The organism is Sorangium sp. KYC3313 (genome assembly GCF_052075895.1).
Lineage (GTDB): Bacteria > Myxococcota_A > Polyangia > Polyangiales > Polyangiaceae > Sorangium > Sorangium cellulosum_B.
On the sequence record NZ_CP197255.1, the window covers coordinates 4,410,768 to 4,428,991 of the forward strand.

General features: G+C 73.0%; 16 protein-coding genes. 9 read left to right on the top strand and 7 right to left on the bottom strand.

Translation table 11 applies throughout. The features are described from left to right. Nucleotides 1-22 precede the first annotated feature (22 nt). Nucleotides 23-2,443 (bottom strand): SUMF1/EgtB/PvdO family nonheme iron enzyme, encoded by a 2,421-nt coding sequence (locus tag ACSRUE_RS17305; protein WP_441291950.1) that lies wholly within the window; start codon nucleotides 2,441-2,443, stop codon nucleotides 23-25. Between the two features lie 200 nt (nucleotides 2,444-2,643). Here ACSRUE_RS17305 and ACSRUE_RS17310 point away from each other — a divergent pair, with 200 nt between their 5' ends. The 5 genes from ACSRUE_RS17310 (at nucleotide 2,644) to ACSRUE_RS17330 (ending at nucleotide 8,207) form a co-directional block, all read left to right on the top strand. Further along, nucleotides 2,644-3,201 carry a DJ-1 family glyoxalase III gene (locus ACSRUE_RS17310; protein ID WP_437765267.1) on the top strand — a complete coding sequence of 186 codons (558 nt, stop codon included), beginning with the start codon at nucleotides 2,644-2,646 and terminating at the stop codon, nucleotides 3,199-3,201. Between the two features lie 84 nt (nucleotides 3,202-3,285). Continuing rightward, nucleotides 3,286-4,089: an SDR family NAD(P)-dependent oxidoreductase gene (locus ACSRUE_RS17315; RefSeq protein WP_441291951.1), complete on the top strand. Its 804-nt coding sequence runs from the start codon at nucleotides 3,286-3,288 to the stop codon at nucleotides 4,087-4,089. Nucleotides 4,090-4,243: 154 nt separating this feature from the next. After that, nucleotides 4,244-5,992, top strand: a complete 1,749-nt coding sequence (locus tag ACSRUE_RS17320; protein WP_441291952.1) for a carbon starvation CstA family protein — start codon at nucleotides 4,244-4,246, stop codon at nucleotides 5,990-5,992. A 162-nt stretch (nucleotides 5,993-6,154) separates the two neighbouring features. Continuing rightward, nucleotides 6,155-7,699 (top strand): AlkA N-terminal domain-containing protein, encoded by a 1,545-nt coding sequence (locus ACSRUE_RS17325; RefSeq protein WP_441291953.1) that lies wholly within the window; start codon nucleotides 6,155-6,157, stop codon nucleotides 7,697-7,699. Then, nucleotides 7,680-8,207, top strand: a complete 528-nt coding sequence (locus tag ACSRUE_RS17330) for a methylated-DNA--[protein]-cysteine S-methyltransferase (protein ID WP_441291954.1) — start codon at nucleotides 7,680-7,682, stop codon at nucleotides 8,205-8,207. The genes ACSRUE_RS17325 and ACSRUE_RS17330 overlap by 20 nt, the downstream gene beginning before the upstream one ends. On the opposite strand, the gene ACSRUE_RS17335 is transcribed toward ACSRUE_RS17330, so the two are convergent. The 4 genes from ACSRUE_RS17335 to ACSRUE_RS17350 form a co-directional block, all read right to left on the bottom strand. Beyond that, the gene (locus tag ACSRUE_RS17335) at nucleotides 8,172-9,485 is read right to left on the bottom strand and encodes a hypothetical protein (protein ID WP_441291955.1); all 1,314 of its coding nucleotides are present in this window, start codon (nucleotides 9,483-9,485) and stop codon (nucleotides 8,172-8,174) included. The genes ACSRUE_RS17330 and ACSRUE_RS17335 overlap by 36 nt on opposite strands. A gap of 269 nt (nucleotides 9,486-9,754) precedes the next feature. Then, nucleotides 9,755-10,471 carry a TlpA family protein disulfide reductase gene (locus ACSRUE_RS17340; protein ID WP_441291956.1) on the bottom strand — a complete coding sequence of 239 codons (717 nt, stop codon included), beginning with the start codon at nucleotides 10,469-10,471 and terminating at the stop codon, nucleotides 9,755-9,757. Then, nucleotides 10,468-11,166 carry a hypothetical protein gene (locus tag ACSRUE_RS17345; protein ID WP_441291957.1) on the bottom strand — a complete coding sequence of 233 codons (699 nt, stop codon included), beginning with the start codon at nucleotides 11,164-11,166 and terminating at the stop codon, nucleotides 10,468-10,470. The genes ACSRUE_RS17340 and ACSRUE_RS17345 overlap by 4 nt, the downstream gene beginning before the upstream one ends. Nucleotides 11,167-11,173: 7 nt before the next feature. After that, nucleotides 11,174-12,520, bottom strand: a complete 1,347-nt coding sequence (locus ACSRUE_RS17350; RefSeq protein ID WP_441291958.1) for a vitamin K epoxide reductase family protein — start codon at nucleotides 12,518-12,520, stop codon at nucleotides 11,174-11,176. A gap of 289 nt (nucleotides 12,521-12,809) precedes the next feature. Here ACSRUE_RS17350 and ACSRUE_RS17355 point away from each other — a divergent pair, with 289 nt between their 5' ends. The 4 genes from ACSRUE_RS17355 (at nucleotide 12,810) to ACSRUE_RS17370 (ending at nucleotide 16,197) form a co-directional block, all read left to right on the top strand. Then, nucleotides 12,810-13,388: a hypothetical protein gene (locus tag ACSRUE_RS17355; protein ID WP_012238819.1), complete on the top strand. Its 579-nt coding sequence runs from the start codon at nucleotides 12,810-12,812 to the stop codon at nucleotides 13,386-13,388. 111 nt (nucleotides 13,389-13,499) lie between these two features. Next, entirely contained in the window at nucleotides 13,500-14,051 is a 552-nt protein-coding gene (locus ACSRUE_RS17360) for a hypothetical protein (RefSeq protein ID WP_437765278.1), read from the top strand. 61 nt (nucleotides 14,052-14,112) lie between these two features. Beyond that, nucleotides 14,113-15,147: a CAF17-like 4Fe-4S cluster assembly/insertion protein YgfZ gene (ygfZ, locus tag ACSRUE_RS17365; protein WP_441291959.1), complete on the top strand. Its 1,035-nt coding sequence runs from the start codon at nucleotides 14,113-14,115 to the stop codon at nucleotides 15,145-15,147. Between the two features lie 93 nt (nucleotides 15,148-15,240). Continuing rightward, nucleotides 15,241-16,197: a hypothetical protein gene (locus ACSRUE_RS17370; RefSeq protein WP_441291960.1), complete on the top strand. Its 957-nt coding sequence runs from the start codon at nucleotides 15,241-15,243 to the stop codon at nucleotides 16,195-16,197. A 172-nt stretch (nucleotides 16,198-16,369) separates the two neighbouring features. On the opposite strand, the gene ACSRUE_RS17375 is transcribed toward ACSRUE_RS17370, so the two are convergent. Both ACSRUE_RS17375 and ACSRUE_RS17380 read right to left on the bottom strand, forming a co-directional pair. Beyond that, entirely contained in the window at nucleotides 16,370-16,723 is a 354-nt protein-coding gene (locus ACSRUE_RS17375) for a hypothetical protein (RefSeq protein WP_441291961.1), read from the bottom strand. Nucleotides 16,724-17,322: 599 nt separating this feature from the next. Further along, the gene (locus ACSRUE_RS17380; protein WP_441291962.1) at nucleotides 17,323-18,144 is read right to left on the bottom strand and encodes a helix-turn-helix transcriptional regulator; all 822 of its coding nucleotides are present in this window, start codon (nucleotides 18,142-18,144) and stop codon (nucleotides 17,323-17,325) included. Between the last annotated feature and the right edge of the window lie 80 nt (nucleotides 18,145-18,224).

The window sequence follows — 18,224 nt, forward strand, 5'->3', positions numbered from 1 at the left end:
ACGAGGGGCGCGGCGCTTCAGCTCAGGGCGCCGCCGCTCCCTGCTCGCCCGGCGCAGCCTGCTGCGTGGCGGCGTCCTCCGCCGGCGCATCCATGGCGCAGCGGAAGCCGATCCAGGCGTGCGCCGTCACGGGCGCGGCGGCGGTGCGGTAGGTGGCGGAGAGCTTCTCGGGGCCGTCGAGGAAGCTGCCGCCGCGCACCACCTTGAGCGGGAAGGAGGGGTCGCCCTGCGGGTTCTCGCCGCCGGGCGGCGGGAAGACGAGGCCGTCCGAGACCCACTCGGACACGTTGCCGGCGAGATCGTAGACGCCCTCCGGGGTGCGATCGCTCGGGTGGGCGCCGGAGGCGCAGGTCGAGACGTCGGCGCCGCGCGCGAGGCAGCCCTCGTTGCGATCGTAGCAGGCGCGCTCGCAGGCCGGCGCCTCGTCGCCCCAGACGAACGCCCGGCCGGCCGCGCCGCGCGCGGCGACCTCCCACTCCGCCTCGGTGGGCAGCCGCCGGCCGCGGAAGCGGCAGTAGCTCTCGGCCTGGGAGTAGTCGACGCAGTTGATCGGGTGCCCGGTCGCGCCGCGGGGCTCGTTGCAGCGCCGCGTCCAGAGCTCGACCTCCCGCTGCTCCTCGGGCGCCGCCGGCGCCTGCGCGCCGGGCAGGAGCTCGGGCGTCAGCGAGACGTGATCCGCCGTGGAGCACATGCGCTGCTGCATGCAGGCCCGGTAGGCGCGGACGGTCACCTCGTTGCGATCGATGTAGAACCCGCGGGTGAGCGTCACCTGGCGCGCCTCGCCCGCGGCGCCGATCGTGGTCGAGATGGGCCCGATGAAGACCATGTCCGCCGGCGGCGCCGCGGGCGCGGCGGGCTCGGCGGAAGGCGCCGAGGCCGAGGCGCTCGCGGTCGGCGCGGCGCTGGCGGGCGCCGGCACGCCCGCCGCGGCCGTCGCGGCGCGCCCGGCGGACGACGCCGCGGTGGCGCGCGCGGCCGGCGCTTTCGCCGGCTTCTTGTCGGGCGCCCGCGTCAGGACGTACGCCGTCGCGCCGGCGCCGCCGAGCACGAGCGCCGCCACGAACCAGGGAAGCGCCGCGCGCCCGGCGCTGCGGCGCTGCGGCGGCGCTGCGACCGGCGGCGCGCCGTGCGGCGGTCCGCCCGCCGCGGCCTGGGGGTGCGGGGCCGCGCCGGCCGCAGGGGGGCTGGCGGGCGCGACCGTCTCGATCATGGAGTCCTCGACCTGCGCGGTCCTGGAGCCCCCCGTCGCCAGCGCGCCGCCCCCGTCTCTCGCGCGAGGCGCCGCGCCGCCCGTCGCGCCGGCGGCCTGCGGCCCGCTCGCGCCGTGGCTCACCTTGACGACGGCAGGCCGCGCCGGGGCGGGCGCGTGCGCGTCGGCGAGCATCGTCGGCTCGCTCGGCCCGACGGCCATGCCGAGCCCCTGCGCGGCCGCGTACTCCGCGGTCGACTGCCCCGCCGCGTGCTCCGCGGCGGGGCCGCCGCGGCCCGCGAACGACCCCGCGCGCTCGCCGTGCGCCGCGGCCGAGAGCGCGTCCCAGAACTCGCCTGCGCTCGTGAAGCGGTGCTTGGGCTCGATCGCGAGCGCCTTGTCGAGCACGCGCTCGATCGCCTCGGGCGCGTCCGGGAGCCCCCGCGCGCGCAGCGTCGGGCGCACCGCCGGGTCGGCCGAGGCGACGTAGAGCTGCGTGGGGTCGTCCCCCTCGAGCGCGCGCCTGCCGCTCACGAGCTCGACGAAGATGAGCGCGAGCGCGAACACGTCGGTCCACGGGCCCGTCGCGCCGCGGGCCTTGTTGAACTGCTCGGGCGCGCCGTAGCGCGGCGTGAAGGCGCTCGGCCCCTGCCGGGTCGCGGCGAGCGCCTCGGTGAACGTCGGATGGTCGGACAGCACCTTGGCGATGCCGAAATCGAGCACCTTCAGCGTCCGCGCCCCGCCGACCTGGGTGAGGAACAGGTTCGCCGGCTTCACGTCCCGGTGCGCGACCTTGTGCGCGTGCGCGACCGCGAGCGCGCGCGCGGCCGGCGTGAGCAGCTGGATCGCCTCGGCGATCGACATGCCGGCCTCGCCCCGCTCGCGCCGCTCCCGGAGGTATTGCCCGAGCGTCTGGCCCTCCAGCCACTCCAGCACCAGGTAGGGCACCCACACGCCGGCCTGGGTGGTGAACGCGCCGACGTCGAGCGCCTGCACGATGCCCGAGGTGGCCCGCGACAGCCGGTGCAGGATCCGCCCCTCGCCCCGCAGCGTCTCGAGCAGCGCGTCGCGCTCCGCGGCGTCGAGCGAGGCCGGCAGCTTCAGGCACTTGATCGCGATGAGCTCGCCGAAGCCCTCGTGCATCCCCCGGTAGACGACGCCGAACCCGCCGTCGCCGATGACGGCGGCGACGCGGTATTTCCCCTCGATGGTCTGCCCCGAGAGGCCAAACGGATCGTCGGACGGCTCCGCCATGCCCCGCTCCTAGCGCGTCGCCGTGCCCAGGCAAAGGGGCTTCCGCGCCGCCCGCCTCGGCCGGCGCGCGCACGCGCTCGCGCGGCTCGATCCTTGATCTGCTCGCATGCGCTCGCTCAGCCTGCGTCCGGCTTGCGCCCCCCAGCGCCCTGTGCGCGTCCGGCTTGCATCCGGCGGCCCGCGGCCCCATGCCGGCGCCCATGAAGACGCCGCGAGCGCTCGTGATCCTCGCCGAGGGAGCCGAGGAGATGGAAACGACGATCCTCGTCGATGTCCTGCGCCGCGCCGAGGTCGAGGTCGTCCTCGCCGGGCTCGATGGCCCGGGCCCGGTGCGCTGCAGCCGGGGCGTGCGCCTCGTGCCGGACGCGGATCTCTCGGCGGTGACGGGCGACTTCGACGTGGTGGTCCTCCCGGGCGGCAAGGGCGGGGCCGACCGGCTGGCCAGCTCGCCGGCCGTCGGGGAGCGCCTTCATGCGCAGGCGCAGGCGGGCCGCGTCGTCGCGGCGATCTGCGCCGCGCCGATCGCGCTCGCGGCGCACGGGCTCTTCCAGGGCCGCAGGATGGCGTGCCACCCGTCCGTGAACGACGTGGTGTCGGCGCACGGCGAGCTCCTCGCGAGCCCGGTCGTCGAGGACGGGCTGCTCGTCACGAGCCAGGGGCCGGGCACCGCGATGGCGTTCGCGCTCGCGCTCGTCGCGCGGCTCCGGGGCGAGGAGATCGCCGCGAAGGTGCGCGCGCCGATGATGCTGCCGGCCTGAGCGAGATCGGCGCTCCGCCGGCCGAGGTTCCTCCTGGCGATCAAGGATATACTGGATCTGCTTTCCGCAGTCACGGAGGTCGAGATGAAGCTTATTTCCAAGAGCGCAATTGTCACCGGGGGTGGTCAGGGGATCGGTCTCGAGATCGCGAAAGACCTCATGCGTCGCGGCAGCGACGTGCTGCTCTTCGGCCGGACGGCGGCGAAGGTCGAGGCGGCGGCCGAGGAGCTGAACCGCGCGGCCGGCGGCGCGGCGCGCGCGCTGCCCTTCCCGGGCGACGCGTCCCGCGCCGAAGACGTGTCGCGCGCCGTCGAGGCGGCGACGTCGGCGTTCGGGCTGCCGGGGATCCTCGTGAACAACGCGGGGATCGCCACGCTCGCGCTCCTGACGGACCTGCCGGAGGAGGATTTCGACAGCGTCCTCGGCACCAACCTGAAGGGCCCCTTCCTCTTCATGAAGGCGGTCGCCCGCGGCCTCATCGCCGCGAAGCAGCCGGGCGCCTTCGTCAACATCACCTCGATCAACCAGGTCCTGCCGACCGACGGCCTGTCGCATTACTGCGCCTCCAAGGCGGCCCTCGCGCAGCTCACCAAGGTGGCCGCGTCCGAGCTCGGGCGCCACGGCATCCGGGTGAACGTGGTGGCGCCGGGGCTCGTCCGGACCCCGCTCGTCGACGCCATCGGGCTCACGGCGGGGCTCAGCGCCCAGCGGTTCCTCGAGCGCACGCCCCTCGGGCGGATCGGGGAGACGGCCGACGTGGCGCCCGTGGTCTCGTTCCTCTGCAGCGAGGAGTCGCGCTGGATCACCGGAGATACGGTGTTCGTCGACGGCGGGAACAACCTCCGCGGCCTGCACAGCTACTGGGACACGCTGAACGCCAGCCGCTGAGAGCCGCGCGTACCCGAGGGGGCTCCTCCGGACGGACCCTCGGGCTCTGGCGCCGTGATGGGCGGGGGCCTGTACCCGTCCGGCGACCCACCGCCGCCCTTCCCCTTCGTTTGCCGGATCACTGTCGCCCGCGGAAGGCCTTATACTCCGCCGCGTGCTGCCGCTGCTCGCCCTGACCGTCATCGTCGTGCTGTGCCTTGGCTACCGCTTCTACGGGCGGCTCGTCGCGCGCAACTACGCGCTCGACGACGGCGCCGTGACGCCCGCGGTGAAGGTGAACGACGGCGAGGACTATGTCCCCACGAAGCCGTTCTACCTCTTCGGGCAGCACTTCAGCGCCATCGCCGCCGCCGGGCCGATCGCCGGCCCGATCCTCGCCGGCCAGGCGTTCGGGTGGCTCCCGTGCATCCTCTGGATCGCGATCGGCGTCGTGTTCATCGGCGCTGTGCACGACTTCTCCGCGCTCATCGCGAGCGTCCGCCACGAGGCGGAGAGCGTCGCCGAGATCGCGAAGCGGCACATCGGCCGGCGCGCCTGGCTGTCGATGATGATCTTCATCTGGCTCGCGCTGTCCTACGTGATCGTCGCCTTCACGGACATCACGGCGAGCACCTTCGTCGGCAAGACCGAGGAGTTCGAGGGCGGCACGTTCCAGTTCAACCCCGGCGGCGCCGTCGCCGCGGCGAGCGCCGCTTACCTCGGCCTCTCCCTCGTCATGGGCGTGGTCGAGCGGTACCTCAAGCCGCCGCTCTGGCTCACCACGCTCCTCTTCGTGCCCGCGACGCTCGGCGTCGTCTGGCTCGGCACGAAGATCTCGACAGCGTTCGTCCTGCCGCTCGACAACCCGCAGCGCGCGTTCGGCCTCATCATCCTCGTCTACTGCCTCATCGCCTCGCTCCTGCCGGTCTGGCTGCTCCTCCAGCCGCGCGGCTACCTGGGCGGGTTCGTCCTCTACATCGCGCTCGCGGTCGGCGTGATCGGGATCTTCTTTGGAAACCTCCGTTACCCGGGGGAGTTCGAGCTGCGGCAGCCCGCGTTCACCACGTTCGACGCCGGCGGCGCGACCGGCATGCTCTTCCCGTTCCTGTTCGTCACCATCGCCTGCGGCGCCTGCTCCGGCTTCCACGGGCTCGTCTGCTCGGGGACGACGTCGAAGCAGATCTCGAAGGAGACGCACACCCACCCGGTGGGCTACGGCGCGATGCTGGCCGAGGCGTTCGTCGCGCTGATCGCGCTCGCGACGCTCGTCATCGTGGCGCAGGGGACGAAGCTGGCCGGGCCGGGCAAGATCTACGGCGACGGGATCGGCAAGTTCCTCACCGTCATCATCGGCAAGGAGCACTTCCTGTTCGCCGCGACGTTCGGCGCCATGGCGTTCTCCACCTTCGTGTTCGACACGCTCGACGTCTCGACGCGCCTCAGCCGCTACATCCTCCAGGAGCTCTTCAACTGGAAGGGGCGCGTGGTGTCCGCGGCCGCGACCGCGATCTCGCTGGCGCCGCCCACGCTGTTCATCATGACCGCGCGCCCGCCCGCGCCCGGCGTGCGGCCCGCGTACCTCGACTTCTGGACGCTGTTCGGCACGAGCAACCAGCTGCTCGCGGCGCTGACGCTCCTCGCGGTCACCGTCTGGCTGCACCGCGAGAAGCGGCGCATCTGGTACACGGCGATCCCGATGGTGTTCGTCATGACGATCACGGTGTGGGCCCTCATCCTCCAGGTGCGGACCGCGTTCGCCGCGGTGCGGACCGAGGGGCTCGCGCTGAACGCGACGACGATGAACGGCGTCGTGGGGCTCGCGCTGATCGGGCTCGCGGTGTCGCTGATGGTCGAGTCGGTGAAGGCGCTGAAGAACGGCCCCGCCGCCGAGCCGCCGACCGGGCCAGGCGTGCTGACGCGGTAGCGATCACGTTGCCGCGGCGCGCTCCCGCAGGCGCGCCGCCTTTGCGTTGAACTCTCTCTCTCCGGATCCCAGGCGGGGCGACCCAGGGCGGCGGGGCCCCCCCCTCCCTCACAGGTCCGAAAAGCGCCAGATGCGCGGCGGCGCCCGCGCTACGACGCCTGCATGCGGATCGACGAGGACGCGTGCTACCGCGCGCTCGAGACCCGCGACCGCCGCTTCGACGGTCGCTTCTTCACGGGCGTGCGCTCGACGGGCATCTACTGCCGCCCCATCTGCCCCGCGCGCACGCCGAAGCGGGAGCGCTGCGTGTTCTTCCCCTCGGCGGCCGCCGCGCAGGAGGCCGGCTACCGCCCGTGCCTGCGCTGCCGCCCCGAGGCCTCGCCCGGGACGCCCGCGTGGCTGGGCACGTCGGCCCTCGTCTCGCGGGCGCTCCGGCTCATCGCGGAGGGCGCGCTCGACGACGCGGACGCCCCGGCGCTCGCGGCGCGGCTCGGCGTGGGCGAGCGCCACCTGAGGCGGCTCTTCCTGCGGCACGTCGGCGCCTCCCCGCTCGCGGTGGCGCAGACGCGGCGCCTGCTCTTCGCGAAGAAGCTCCTCGACGAGACAGCGCTCTCCATGACCGAGGTGGCGCTCTCGTCGGGCTTCTCCAGCGTCCGCCGCTTCAACGACGCGATCCGCGCCGCCTACGAGCGCTCGCCGCGCGAGCTGCGAAAGGCCGTGTCGAAGCGGGGCGGGGGAGGGGCGGGTAGGGGCGTGGAGGGTGGAGGCGGGGCGGGCGGCGCGCCGGACATCGCGCTCCGCCTCCCGTTCCGGCCGCCGCTCGACTGGGGCGCGCTCGCGGGCTTCCTCGCGGCGCGCGCGATCCCCGGCGTGGAGTCGGCGGGCCCCGGCGCGTACCGCCGCACGGTGCGCGTCGCCGGCGGCCACGGCGTCGTCGAGGTGCGCCCGGCGCCCGGCGAGCCGTACCTCCTCGCGCGGCTGCGGCTGCCCGGCACCGAGGGGCTCATCCACTGCGCGGAGCGGCTGCGGCGGCTCTTCGACCTCGGCGCCGATCCCGACGCGATCGCCGCGCACCTCGGGGCCGATCCGCGGCTCGCCCCGCGGGTCCTGGCGATGCCGGGCGTGCGCGTGCCGGGCGCGTGGGACGGCTTCGAGCTCGCGGTGCGGGCGATCCTGGGCCAGCAGGTGAGCGTCCGCGCCGCGACGCAGCTCGCGGGGCGCCTTGTCGAGCGGCACGGCGAGCCGCTCGCGGTCCGCGGGGGCCTGCCCGAGGGCGCCGAGGGGCTCCGCTTCGTCTTCCCGGCGCCCGAGGCGCTCGCCGCGGCCGATCTGGCGGGCCTCGGCCTGCCGCGCGCCCGCGCCGCGACGATCGCGGCGCTCGCGGCGCGCGTGGCCTCCGGCGAGGTCGCGCTCGACGCCTCCCGCGGCCTGGAGGAGACGGTGCGCGCGCTCTGCGCGGTCCCTGGCGTCGGCGCGTGGACCGCGCACTACATCGCGATGCGCGCGCTGCGCGAGCCGGACGCGTTCCCGGCGACGGATCTCGGCCTGCGGCGCGCGCTCGGCGGCGTCTCCGGCACGGATCTCGCGGCGATGGCGGAGGCGTGGCGCCCGTGGCGGGCCTACGCCGCGGTGCTGTTGTGGACGGCGGACGCGCAGGGCGCGCGGCCCGCAGACAGGGAGGTATCGGATGGATCTTTCGCTGGATGAGGTGGAGTCGCCTCTCGGGGGCATCCTCTTGGCCGTCGGGGGCGGCGCGATTCACGCGCTTGAATTCGCCGACTACGCGCCGCGCCTCCGCGGCTCGCTGGAGGCGCGGTATGGCGCCGTCGCGCTCCACGGCGCCGCGGATCCCTGCGGCTTCTCCAGCCGGATGAGGGCTTATCTGTGCGGCGATCTCGCCGCGCTCTCCGACATCCCCGTCGAGCCCGGCGGCACTGCGTTCCAGCGCCGTGTCTGGGCGGAGGTCCGGCGCATCCCTCCTGGCGCGACGCGCGCTTACGGGGAGGTCGCGGCGTCGCTCGGTCAACCGTCGGCGTCCCGCGCGGTCGGCCTGGCGAACGGCCGGAATCCGGTCTGTCTGATCATCCCGTGCCACCGGGTCATCGGGGCCGGCGGAGAGCTCACGGGTTATGCCGGCGGCCTCGCGCGCAAGCGGTGGCTGCTCGCGCACGAGGGCGCCTCATGGAAAGCAGGAGAGAGGCTGCTCCGCCTCTAGGATGTAGACGCAACCCGTCAAGGTGAGGCAGCTCTGGTACTCGTCCAACTCCACCGAGCAGCGGGACTTGCACGTGCTGTCGAACCTCCCGCCGCAGCGCTCCTCGATGCAGCAGTACGTCGCCGCCTGGATCGTCCGGCACATCGTCCGCGACCCGCAGGCCTCCATCTGGTGGTCGATGCAGTCGCGGCAGTCGAAGGATTGGCCGGCGAGCGAGCCGGGGGGGGTGGTGTCCGCTTCGAGGCAATCGGGAATGCACCCGTCCCCCTCGCACGTCTCGACGCACGCCCGCGTCTCGGCCGTGCACCGCGGCAGGTGCGTGGCCGGCAACGCTTCGAACGGCTCCGAGCACGCCTTCGCGACGCACGTGCCGCGCTGCCCGCACTCGGTGAAATCGTCCTCGCAGCGCACGCCGCCGCAGCAAGGCTCGTCGAGCCTGCCGCACGGCGCGCACTCGCCGTCGGTGCAGTTCTCCTCGTCGTCACAGGCGGCGCCGCAGGCGCCGCAGTGGTTCCGGTCCGCGGAGAGGTCCGCGCACGCGGACCCGCACAGCGCGAGGCCCCCCGGGCACGTGCACTGCCCGCCCTCGCAGGTCGTGCCCGCGGGGCACGACGCCCCGCAGGCGCCGCAGTTCTTCGGGTCGGACTGCACATCGATGCAGTGAAACCCCGAGGAGACCTCCAGCGGGCAGTAGCCCTGCCCGGCCGGGCACTCGCAGCGCCCCTTCACGCAGCTCGCGTTCTCTGCGCCGCAGAGGGCGCTGCCCTCGCCGTCGTCGACCGCGCCATTGCAGTCGTTGTCGGCACCGTCGCACCGCTCGTCGAGCGCGGAGGCGTTCCGCGGATCGTCGTCGTCGCAGTCCGTGCCGCCGCAGATCGCGGGCAGCTCGTCGTCGTTATCGCCGTCCAGCCCATCGAAGACGCACTGGCGGAACGACTCGTCACAGCGCTCTTCCTGGGTGCACGGATCCGTGTCCACGCAGTCGAGCGACGTCGCGCACGGCCTGTCGGTGACGCAGGCGCCCTTCGCCGGATCGCAGCGCCCGCCCGGACAGCGGGTGTCGTCCAGCTCCGACGCGCACCGATGGCCAACGCAGCGGTCGACCGTGCAGGGGACATCGTCCGCGCAGTCCGCCGCGCTGTCGCAGTACTGGCCAGACCCCTGCACCGGGGCGTCGCCCTCGCTCTCACAGCTCGCGATCAGGAGCGCCGTCGACGCGACCAGCGAGGACAGGCGAAAGAGAAAAAACCAATGGCGTCTTCGCGTGGTCGTCCTCATAAGCCCCTCTTTCAGCATGAGCAGGATCGCGGCGCCCCCCACAAGCCGCGCTCGCGGTCTGCTCCTTCGCGAGGGGACGCTACGAAGAGAGCCGCCTCGCTCGGATCGTACACCGGAGCTCGATGTCCGGACGCCCCTCGCGCACGATTCCGTCGCATGGACGCGGGCTTCTTCCGCCCTCTTTCGCGGGCCTCATTCGCCCTCTTTCGCCGGGGTGCGGTGATGGCTCCCCGCGGGCGTCGGGGCGGTGGGAGGCGGAGAGCCGCCGCCTACTTCTTCCCCCCGAGCAGCGCCGCGATCGTCGGATAGTCGCTGTCCTCGACGGCGCCCTGGATCACGCACGTCACCTGCCCGCTCGGCGCCGCGATGGCGTGGATCGGCAGCTCGGTCGTCTCCTTCACGCCGAGCGCCCGCAGCCACCCGGCCCGCTGGGGCCCGTCGGGCAGCCAGTACGAGGCGCGCACCCCCGTGCCCGGCTGCGCCTCCAGGAACCGCGACAGCTGCCGCTCGTCGTCGTCGATCGAGACGAACGCCAGGTCGACGAGCACGCCGGCCGCCCGCAGCTTCTGCTGCCACCCGAGCAGCCGCGGCATCTCCTCCAGGCACGGCTTGCACCACGCCGCCCAGAAGTTCACCCACACCCACTTGCCGACGCCGAACCCGATGTTCGCCGGCAGCTTCTCCGCGCCGCTGGCGGCGACCGCCGTGAGCCCGCCCGCCGAGGGCGCAGGCCGCGGAGACTGCCCCGCGCACAGGAGCCGCGGCGCGGCCGGCGCCGCCTCCGCCGCGGCGCTCGCCGGCGCCCTGGCGCTCGCGGTCGAGGCCCCTCCCGGCGCCGTCACGGCGTTGCTCCGCCCCTGGCCGGGCGTCGGGGGCGGCGGCAGATCGGCCTTCCTGTCCCCGTCGCACCCGCCCGCGAGCCCCGCGGCCACGGCGAGGGCCGCGAAGGCGCCCCGGAGGGCGCCGCTCCTCCTCGCGGGGCTCACAGCTGACAGTCCACCCACGAGACGAACGCGCTCCGGTTGATGGCCTCGGCCGTACATGCCTTGTTCTTGCGCGAGACGTTCCATTGGCAGTATTCCGCGCCGAGCTGCGCGAACTCGTTCCCGAGCCACAGCATCCCGACCTTCTTGTCCAGGTCCTGCTCCTTGAACTTGTCGGAGATGTCGAAGAACGCGCTGTTCGCGCGCTTGTGCGACAGCGTCCGGTTGAACTCCGGCGTCCCCGTCTTCGACGCGCGAGCGACGATGAAGAAATAGCGGGCGCCGCGCCGATCGAGCCACATCTCCTCGATCATCTTCCTGCCGTCGTCGTCGAGCTTCTCCGAGCCGTCGTCGAACATCACGACCCCGCCGCGCTGCTTCAGCGGCGTGAAGAGCGCGTTGAAGTCGTCGTCGCTGATCGACGCGAGCGTCTTCACGTCGGCCGGCTGGCACCCGCGCCGCGCCTCCGCCCCGACCAGGCCGCACGCGTTGAGCACCCGCTGCAGCACCGTCTTGAACGCGGGCGTGCAATACGGCGCCTCGGCGTCGTCGGCGATGGCCACGGCCGGCTTCACCGCCGCGGCAACACCCGTCTTCAGGCGCTGCGACGCGGCCTGCACCTCGCTGTGCACCGTCACCCCGGACGCGACCAGAAGCGCGCACCCGGCCACGATCCCGATGATCCCTGCGCCTCTCATGATCTCCTCACTTCGTCCGGAGCGCCGGCGCGAGCTGCCTTATCGCGTACGACATCCCGATGTCCGTATCTTCGTCGCAGAGCCGCGTCGTGCCCAGGAACATCTGCGGCGTCGAGACAGGGAGCTTGTTGTCCACGATGTAGCGGAGCATACGGTTCAGCCGCAGCGCCGTCTCCTTCGAGTCCATGCATGCGTCGAGCCCCGGCCAGCGCTGCCGGATCGCCGCCTGCACGTTCGCGGTGCCCGCGCCCGCCTTCGCGCCCTCGAGCAGCGTCTCCTGGTTGTCGTAGGCCCACTCGAGCACATCCATCGCCCGGTGATCGCTGCACAGGATGGCCTTCGAGAGGAGGCACGAGCCCGGGTGCACCGGCCGGTCGAGCATCCAATTGCACTCGCTGTCCAGCGGGAAGAGCACCAGCGTCGTGTCCAGCTTCTCGAACACCCCCTCGGACACGAGCCGCTGGTGGAACGCCTTGCAGGTCGGGCAGAGCGGATCGACGAAGAGGGTCGCCGGCTGCACCGCGCCCGGGCGCGTCACGTGGAGCAGCGCGCCGTTCGGCTCGGTCGGCTTCTCCAGCTTGCCGCAGCCGGTCATGTAGCTCGCGTAGCTCGGCAGCGCGCTCGCGTAGAGCAGCGCCGGCGTCACCGTGCACACGGCGAGCGCGACGAGCCACCCCGGCAGGAGCAGCAGCGAGCCCACGCGGCGCGGGGGGCCGGCGGGCGCTGCGGCGGCGCCGCCCGGCCCGTCGACCCCGAGGGGCGCCCCGGGGATGGTGGGCCCCACCCCGGCCGCGCCTGCCGACGAGGGCGCGCGCGGCGCCGCGCCGGACCAGGCCGCGGCGCGGGCCGCCCTGCGGTCCTCGAGGAACGCCCAGACGCCGCCGGCCGCGAGCAGCGCCGACGCGACGTACATGCCGACGCACGTCTTGCAGAACACCCCGAGGCGCATCGCCGAGATGGTCGCCATCAGGAGCGACACGGCGAGCGGCGTGAGGCCCGCGACGAACAGGAAGTGCGCCGCGCGCCGCGGCGCGTGCTGGGCCGAGAGCAGCACATAGAGCGCGAACGCCGCGAAGAACGCGAACGCCCCCAGGGCGAACAGCGAGATGGGGATACCGCCCCAGAAGCTCTCGCGGAACAGGGCGGAGTAGGGGCTGTACATGGCCACGCGGCACGCGGTGTCTGCGCCCGCCTGCGCGCCGAGGCCCGGGACGAAGCTGCAGTGCAGATCGTGGACCTGCCGGTCGAGGTGCCGGATGTAATCGAACGTCGATGAGGCGCTGAACGCGAGCCCCAGGAGCGACCCGCTGAGCGCGAGCGCCGCAGGCCCGCGAGGTCCACGACTGCCTGACATGGTCGAGTGGATTACGCGACGCCGGGCAACGCGTCAAATAAGGACGCCTGTGCGCGCGGGCGTCGCCCGCGCGATGACGCACGCGCGCCGCGCGGCCGAGGGGGCGATCGCCCCCGCGCCGCGCGCGCGCCTCTCGTGGCGCGCACCGCGCTGCGCTGAGCCCGCCGGCAGGCTTCGCCGAGCCCGCCGGTCCAGCGCCGCGAGGCGCGAGGCGCCGGTCGGCGTTGCCCACGCGATCGGCCGCTGCTAGGAGCCGGCTCGGGGGGATTCGGGATCCCAGAGCCAACCGATGACGACCTCTGCACCCGGCGCGGCGAGCGGCGCGCCCCTTCCTGTGAAGCTCGGTCCGTTCGATGCCGAGTTCCTCGCGGACCTCCCTTACGACCCCTCGGTGCTCTTCTTCGACGAGCTCCTCGAGGTGGACGCCGAGAAGGGCCTCGTGCGCTGTCGTATGCCGACCGACAGGCCGATGCCGCTCGTCGACGCGCAGCGGGCGCATCCGCTGCTGCACCCGCGCCACGTCGCCGGCGCCATCATGGTGCACGCGACGGGGATGCTCGGCTTCGTGCACGCCTACCACCTGCTCGGGTTGCGCCACCGCGAGGGCTGGATCGGTTATGGCACCAACATTCACCGGGTGGTCTTTCGCAAGCTGGTCCAGCCGGGCGCGCCCATCGAGGCGACGTGCGTGGCGACGCGCTCCCGGCTCGGCGTCAAGCGGCACATGATCCGCTATTCGTTCGAGTTCCGTCACGAAGGCAGCGTCTGCTACGAAGGCGATCAGACCGCCGTGTGGATGCGCGTGCAGGACGTTCCAGCCATGGATTCTCGACCCGCGCTCGAGGACCCGGAGCGATCCCTTGCTTGACCCGCGCGTTCGTCTCGTCTACCGGCCCTCCCCATGCAGGATTTCGATGCAGGATCGATCGTCCCGTCCACACGCGATCTTCTCCAGGTGATCTCCACCCGCAGGAAGAACATGGCTCTTGTCGGGCTCGTCGGCTCGGAGGCGCCCGCGGAGGACGCGGCGCGGCTGCATGAGCTCAACATCTCGGCGCTCGCGTTCGCCGAGGCGGGGCCCGCCATGCAGGGGGCCGCGCGGGCGACGAGGACGGTGCCGTCGCTCTGCCTGTCGCGGGTGGGCGATCGCGACGGCGCCCTCGCGGCGCGCTACCACGGGGCGGACGGGGTCTGCATCGACGCGACGCTGCCGCTCGACGACTGGGACCGCCTCGCGAAGGGGGCGAGGACGATGCGTATGCTCCCGCTCGCGCTGGCGGAGAGCAAGGAGGGGGCCGAGGCCGCCGCGAAGGTCGGCGCGCGCGCGGTCCTGGTCCGGTGCGCGTCGGCGGACGCGGTGATCGAGGCCGTCGCGTCGCTCCCGAGGGCGCTCATCGTCGTCGCCGAGGTGCTCTCGGCCGACGTCGACGCGCTCCGCCGCCTCGTCGGCCACGTCGACGCGGCGATCGTCCCGCCGGGCGTCCACAAGTCGGCCGAGTTCCCGGCGCTCGTCGCCGAGGTCGATCCCTGAGCGCTGAAAGTTCGGGCCGCCCCTCGACGGCGCGGGCTCCCTCCTCCACGATCCGGCCTCGATGAGCAACGCTCACGGACTGGAAGAGCGGCGGCGCGCGCTCCGCGAAGGGGCGCTCGTGCAGGCCATGCCCGAGCTCGGGACGCTGATCGTCACCGGCTCGGACCGGCAGACCTGGTTGAACGGCCTGGTCACCTGCGATCTCGCGCCGCAGAAGCCGCTGCCCGCCGGGGCGAAGGCCGCGCCTCCCGCGGGCGGCGCGTACGGGCTCAACGTGGGGAAGACCGGGAAGATCTTCGCCGAGGTGTGGATCGTGATGGCGGCCGATCGCATCTACGTCGGCGCGCTGCGGGAGCGCGTCGAGCAGCTCCGCGAGCTCTTCGACCGCCACCTCATCATGGAGGACGCCGAGGTCCAGGACGCCTCCGCCGAGCACGCCTGGGTCTTCGTCCACGGCCCGCGGTCCGCCGATCTCGCGGCGGCCGGGCGCGCGGCCGGCGCCGAGGCCGCGATCGTCGACTGGACCGGCCTCGGGGGCGCGCTGCTCGTGGCGCCCCGGCAGGCCGAGGGCGCCGTCGTCGAGGCGCTCCTCGCCGAGGGTGAGGCCCGCGCGGTCCTGCCGGTGACGGCGGCGGCGTGGGAGGTGCTCCGGGTCGAGAACAACGTCCCGCGGTTCGGGGTCGACTTCGACGACCAGAACTTCCCGCAGGAGGCGTCGATCGAGGATCGCGCCGTCTCGTTCAGCAAGGGGTGCTACCTGGGGCAGGAGACGGTGTTCATGCTCCAGGCGCGCGGCCACGCCAAGAAGCGGCTCGTGCAGCTCGCCGTCGAGGGGGAGGGCGGCGTGCCCGCGGGCGCGGAGATCGCGCTGCCCGACGGCGCGGCCGTCGGCGCCGTCACGAGCCAGGTCGAGGACCCGCGCGGGACAGGGCTGCTCGCGCTCGGCTACGTCAAGTACAAACACGCTGTCCAGGGCACGGCGCTCCGGGTCGCCGGCCGGGCGGCCGAGATAACGCGCGCGCCGAGGGCGGGGGGCGGGGCAGGGGCGGGGGGCGGGGCAGGGGCGGGGGGCGGAGCAGGTCGGGCCAAGGTCTGACCGAGGGAGGCCTCGGCGACTGGGCACGAAGTCGACGGGTGTCCCTTGCCGTTTGGGGTGGACTCTCGGCGCGGAGGACGATGAATTCGTCCGATGGCCAATAAGAAGACATCACCGAAGGAAGACGTGCACGAAGCGCAGGATACGGAGCTGGAGGCGACTCACGCCCTCGAGCTCCTGGCCGCGACCGTCGGCGAGCCTCCCAAGACGTCTCTCAAGGCGATCCTCGCCGGCACGACCGACGCGGATCTCGTCGGCATCGGCAAGACGATCCTGTCGAGCAGGATCGTCACGGACGCCGCGCGGATCTACCGCAAGGCCTGGGATTTCCATCAACAGGCCACGGACGAGCAGAGGCGGAGGCTCCGTGGCTTCTCGAAGCCGCTGCTCGCGCTCGCCGTCCAGCAGGCGCTCGCGCTCGAGAAGCTCGATCGGCAGCGCGCGACGACGAACGCCGCGGCCGGCGTCGCGAGGGCGGGGCAGGACAAGGCGTCGGAGGCGGCGCAGTCGAGGGCGATCGAGCTCCGCGACCAGGCCCATGACGCCCTCCGCGACGCGTCGGGCCGGGACGAGACGCTGCGGGCGCAGGTCGACGCCGCGTTCGGGACCGCCGCCACGAGCGAGACGCTGGCAGGGGGGCTCCAGCAGACAGCGAAGCTGCTGCGCCGGTGGCTGAAGAGCGACGACGAGGCGCTCGCGGAGCGGCTCGAGCTCGCGAATCTGGACGAATCCTACGCCAAAGAGCTGGAAGACGCGGCCAGGGAGCTCCGCGTCGCGGTGGCCGGCGCGACGAACCGCCCTGTGGACGCGAAGGTGACCCAAGGCGTCCTCGACCGCGCCGACGGGATCAACATCCTGATCATGGGCCAGATCATCCGCGCGTTCGACGGGGCGCACGGCATCGATCCCACGATTCCGCGGCTCGTGCCGATCTCGACACGGCGGCTGTTCAACCGCAACACGAAGAAGAAGGCCGAAGCGGCGGAGCCGCCGCAGGTGGGCAGCGACGCGAAGCCCACCGGCGGGAGCGTGGAGCTCGCCGACGGTTAGCTCTGCTGCGGGAAGTTGCCCCGGATCAGCAGAGAAACCGCCAAGGCGCCGAGGCCGCCAAGAGAAGAGGGGGAGGGCCGTCCCGGCATTCCCCCTCTTGTTCCCCTGGTTTCTTGGCGCCCTTGGCGACTTGGCGGTTCGAGATTCCGCTCTTGACTCGACGTCAGGGCGATCAGTTTTTCGTGTAGTCCGGACGACGCGGCCGCGCGAGCGCCAGATGCGCCGGCTTGCCGTCGCTCTCGCCGCGCGTCCGTGGCGCGTTGGCGGACGGCGTGGTGTCCTCGCCGTCGTCCGGCGTCAGGAAGTTGGACCGCGTCCCGGAGGGCGGCGCGATGTCCTCCTCGTCTTCCCCTTGAGCGGCGCGCTCCGCTCTGCAGTCCTCGCAGTAGCGCGCCGCGTCCCACGCGATGTCCTCGAGACCCAGCTTTCGCAACCACGCGAGCTCCCACATCTCCCGCGCGCTCGCGTGGATCGCGTTTCCCGAGCGGGGCATGTTGGCGGTGCTGATCGGCCGGCGTTTGGACATGGGCGCTCCTTCTCGGACTCGGATGAGGCCGCCCATTCTGTCGTCGATGAAGCTGCTCGCCCAGGAGTCTCTCGCGCAAATCATCGATATTGCGCTTACTTGCCTTTGGCCGTCCGAGATTCTCACGGGGTGAGATGATTTTCTCACTGTCCGCAGCGCTCGCCGGTTGCGAAGTTCCAGCAGCTCTCACCGCTTCCCGGCACGTCGGCGCTCTCCGGCGGACCGCCGGGCGCGGCGCTGCCGCCGTCGCCGGCTGCGCCGGGGGTGAGCTGCACCGCCGGCGCTGCGTTCGGGGAGCCCGGCCATGCCGTGGGCGACAACGGGCGCCGGCGGCAAGACAACGGCCTCGCGGGGCAAGACAGCGGGTGCCGGCGGCAGGACAAGAGGCGCCGGCGGCAAGACAACGGCCTTGCGGAGCAAGACAACGGCGTCGCGGAGCAAGACAGCGCGTTCCAGCGGCAAGACAACGGCGTCGCGGAGCAAGACAGCGCGTCCCAGCGGCAAGACAACGGCGTCGCGGAGCAAGACAGCGCGTCCCAGCGGCAAGACGACGGCCTCGCGAGGCAGGACAACGGCCCGAGTGCGAGGCTCGGCTGCTCTCACCCGTGGCGCCCTACTCCCGGGAGTGTCGTGTTCAGGGGAGAGCGCTCTGCTTCCTCCCAATCGGACGCACTGGCAGCGCTCGTCCCCCCTTCGTCGGGCTGCAGCGGGAAGCTCGTCAGGGTGGCAGCGCGACGGGCGGGCTGTTCCCCCGCGACGGCGCGGACAGGGCGCGGTGGCCGGAGCTGCGGCAGGGGAGGCGGCGGGAGCTTCGCCCGCGGGCCACTGGCCGCGAGCTCGGGAGACGGCACCACGGGCGGAGGCGTGTCGAGCGCGCGGGGAGGTACCGTCGGCGGCGCCGGCGGAGTCGGCGGCGCCGGTTTCTCGCGCTCGGCGACGGGCTCGCCGACCCGGAACACCACGGTATCCTCCTCGTCCGTTCGGCGGTCGTCGTGCAGCCGCCACAGGCGCTCCCAGTACCGCGCCGGCGTGCCGGTGAAGGTCTCCAGCTGCCGCGCGAGGCCGGGCGTTATGGGCAGGTCGCTCCTCAGCAGCCGCTCCACCTCCCTCGGTTCCAACCCCGTGCACTCGACCAGCTTCCTCCTCCACGAAGGCGTCGTCGCGCAGAACGACTCGAGGACCCTTCCTGGCCAGGGGACGGGGCGCCCTCGGGCGTCTCTCCGCTCGGCGAGCGCCGCATCGACGTGACAGTCCAGGAGGCGCCGGTAGCGGTCCCGCTCCCCCGCTGCCTGCTCCTTCGCATCGGTGAGGGCTGCCTCCTCTTCATCACGCGCCTGCTCGCGCGCCTCGCGAAACCCCCGCTCGCGTCCCAGCGCTTCGCGCGCGGTGACCGCGAAGCCGATCGCGACGCACGCGATCATCGCGAGCCCGAGCGGCGAGACGAGCTACATCGCACCCAGCATGTCTTCCATGTTCCCTCCTGAACCGTGAGCACCCCTGC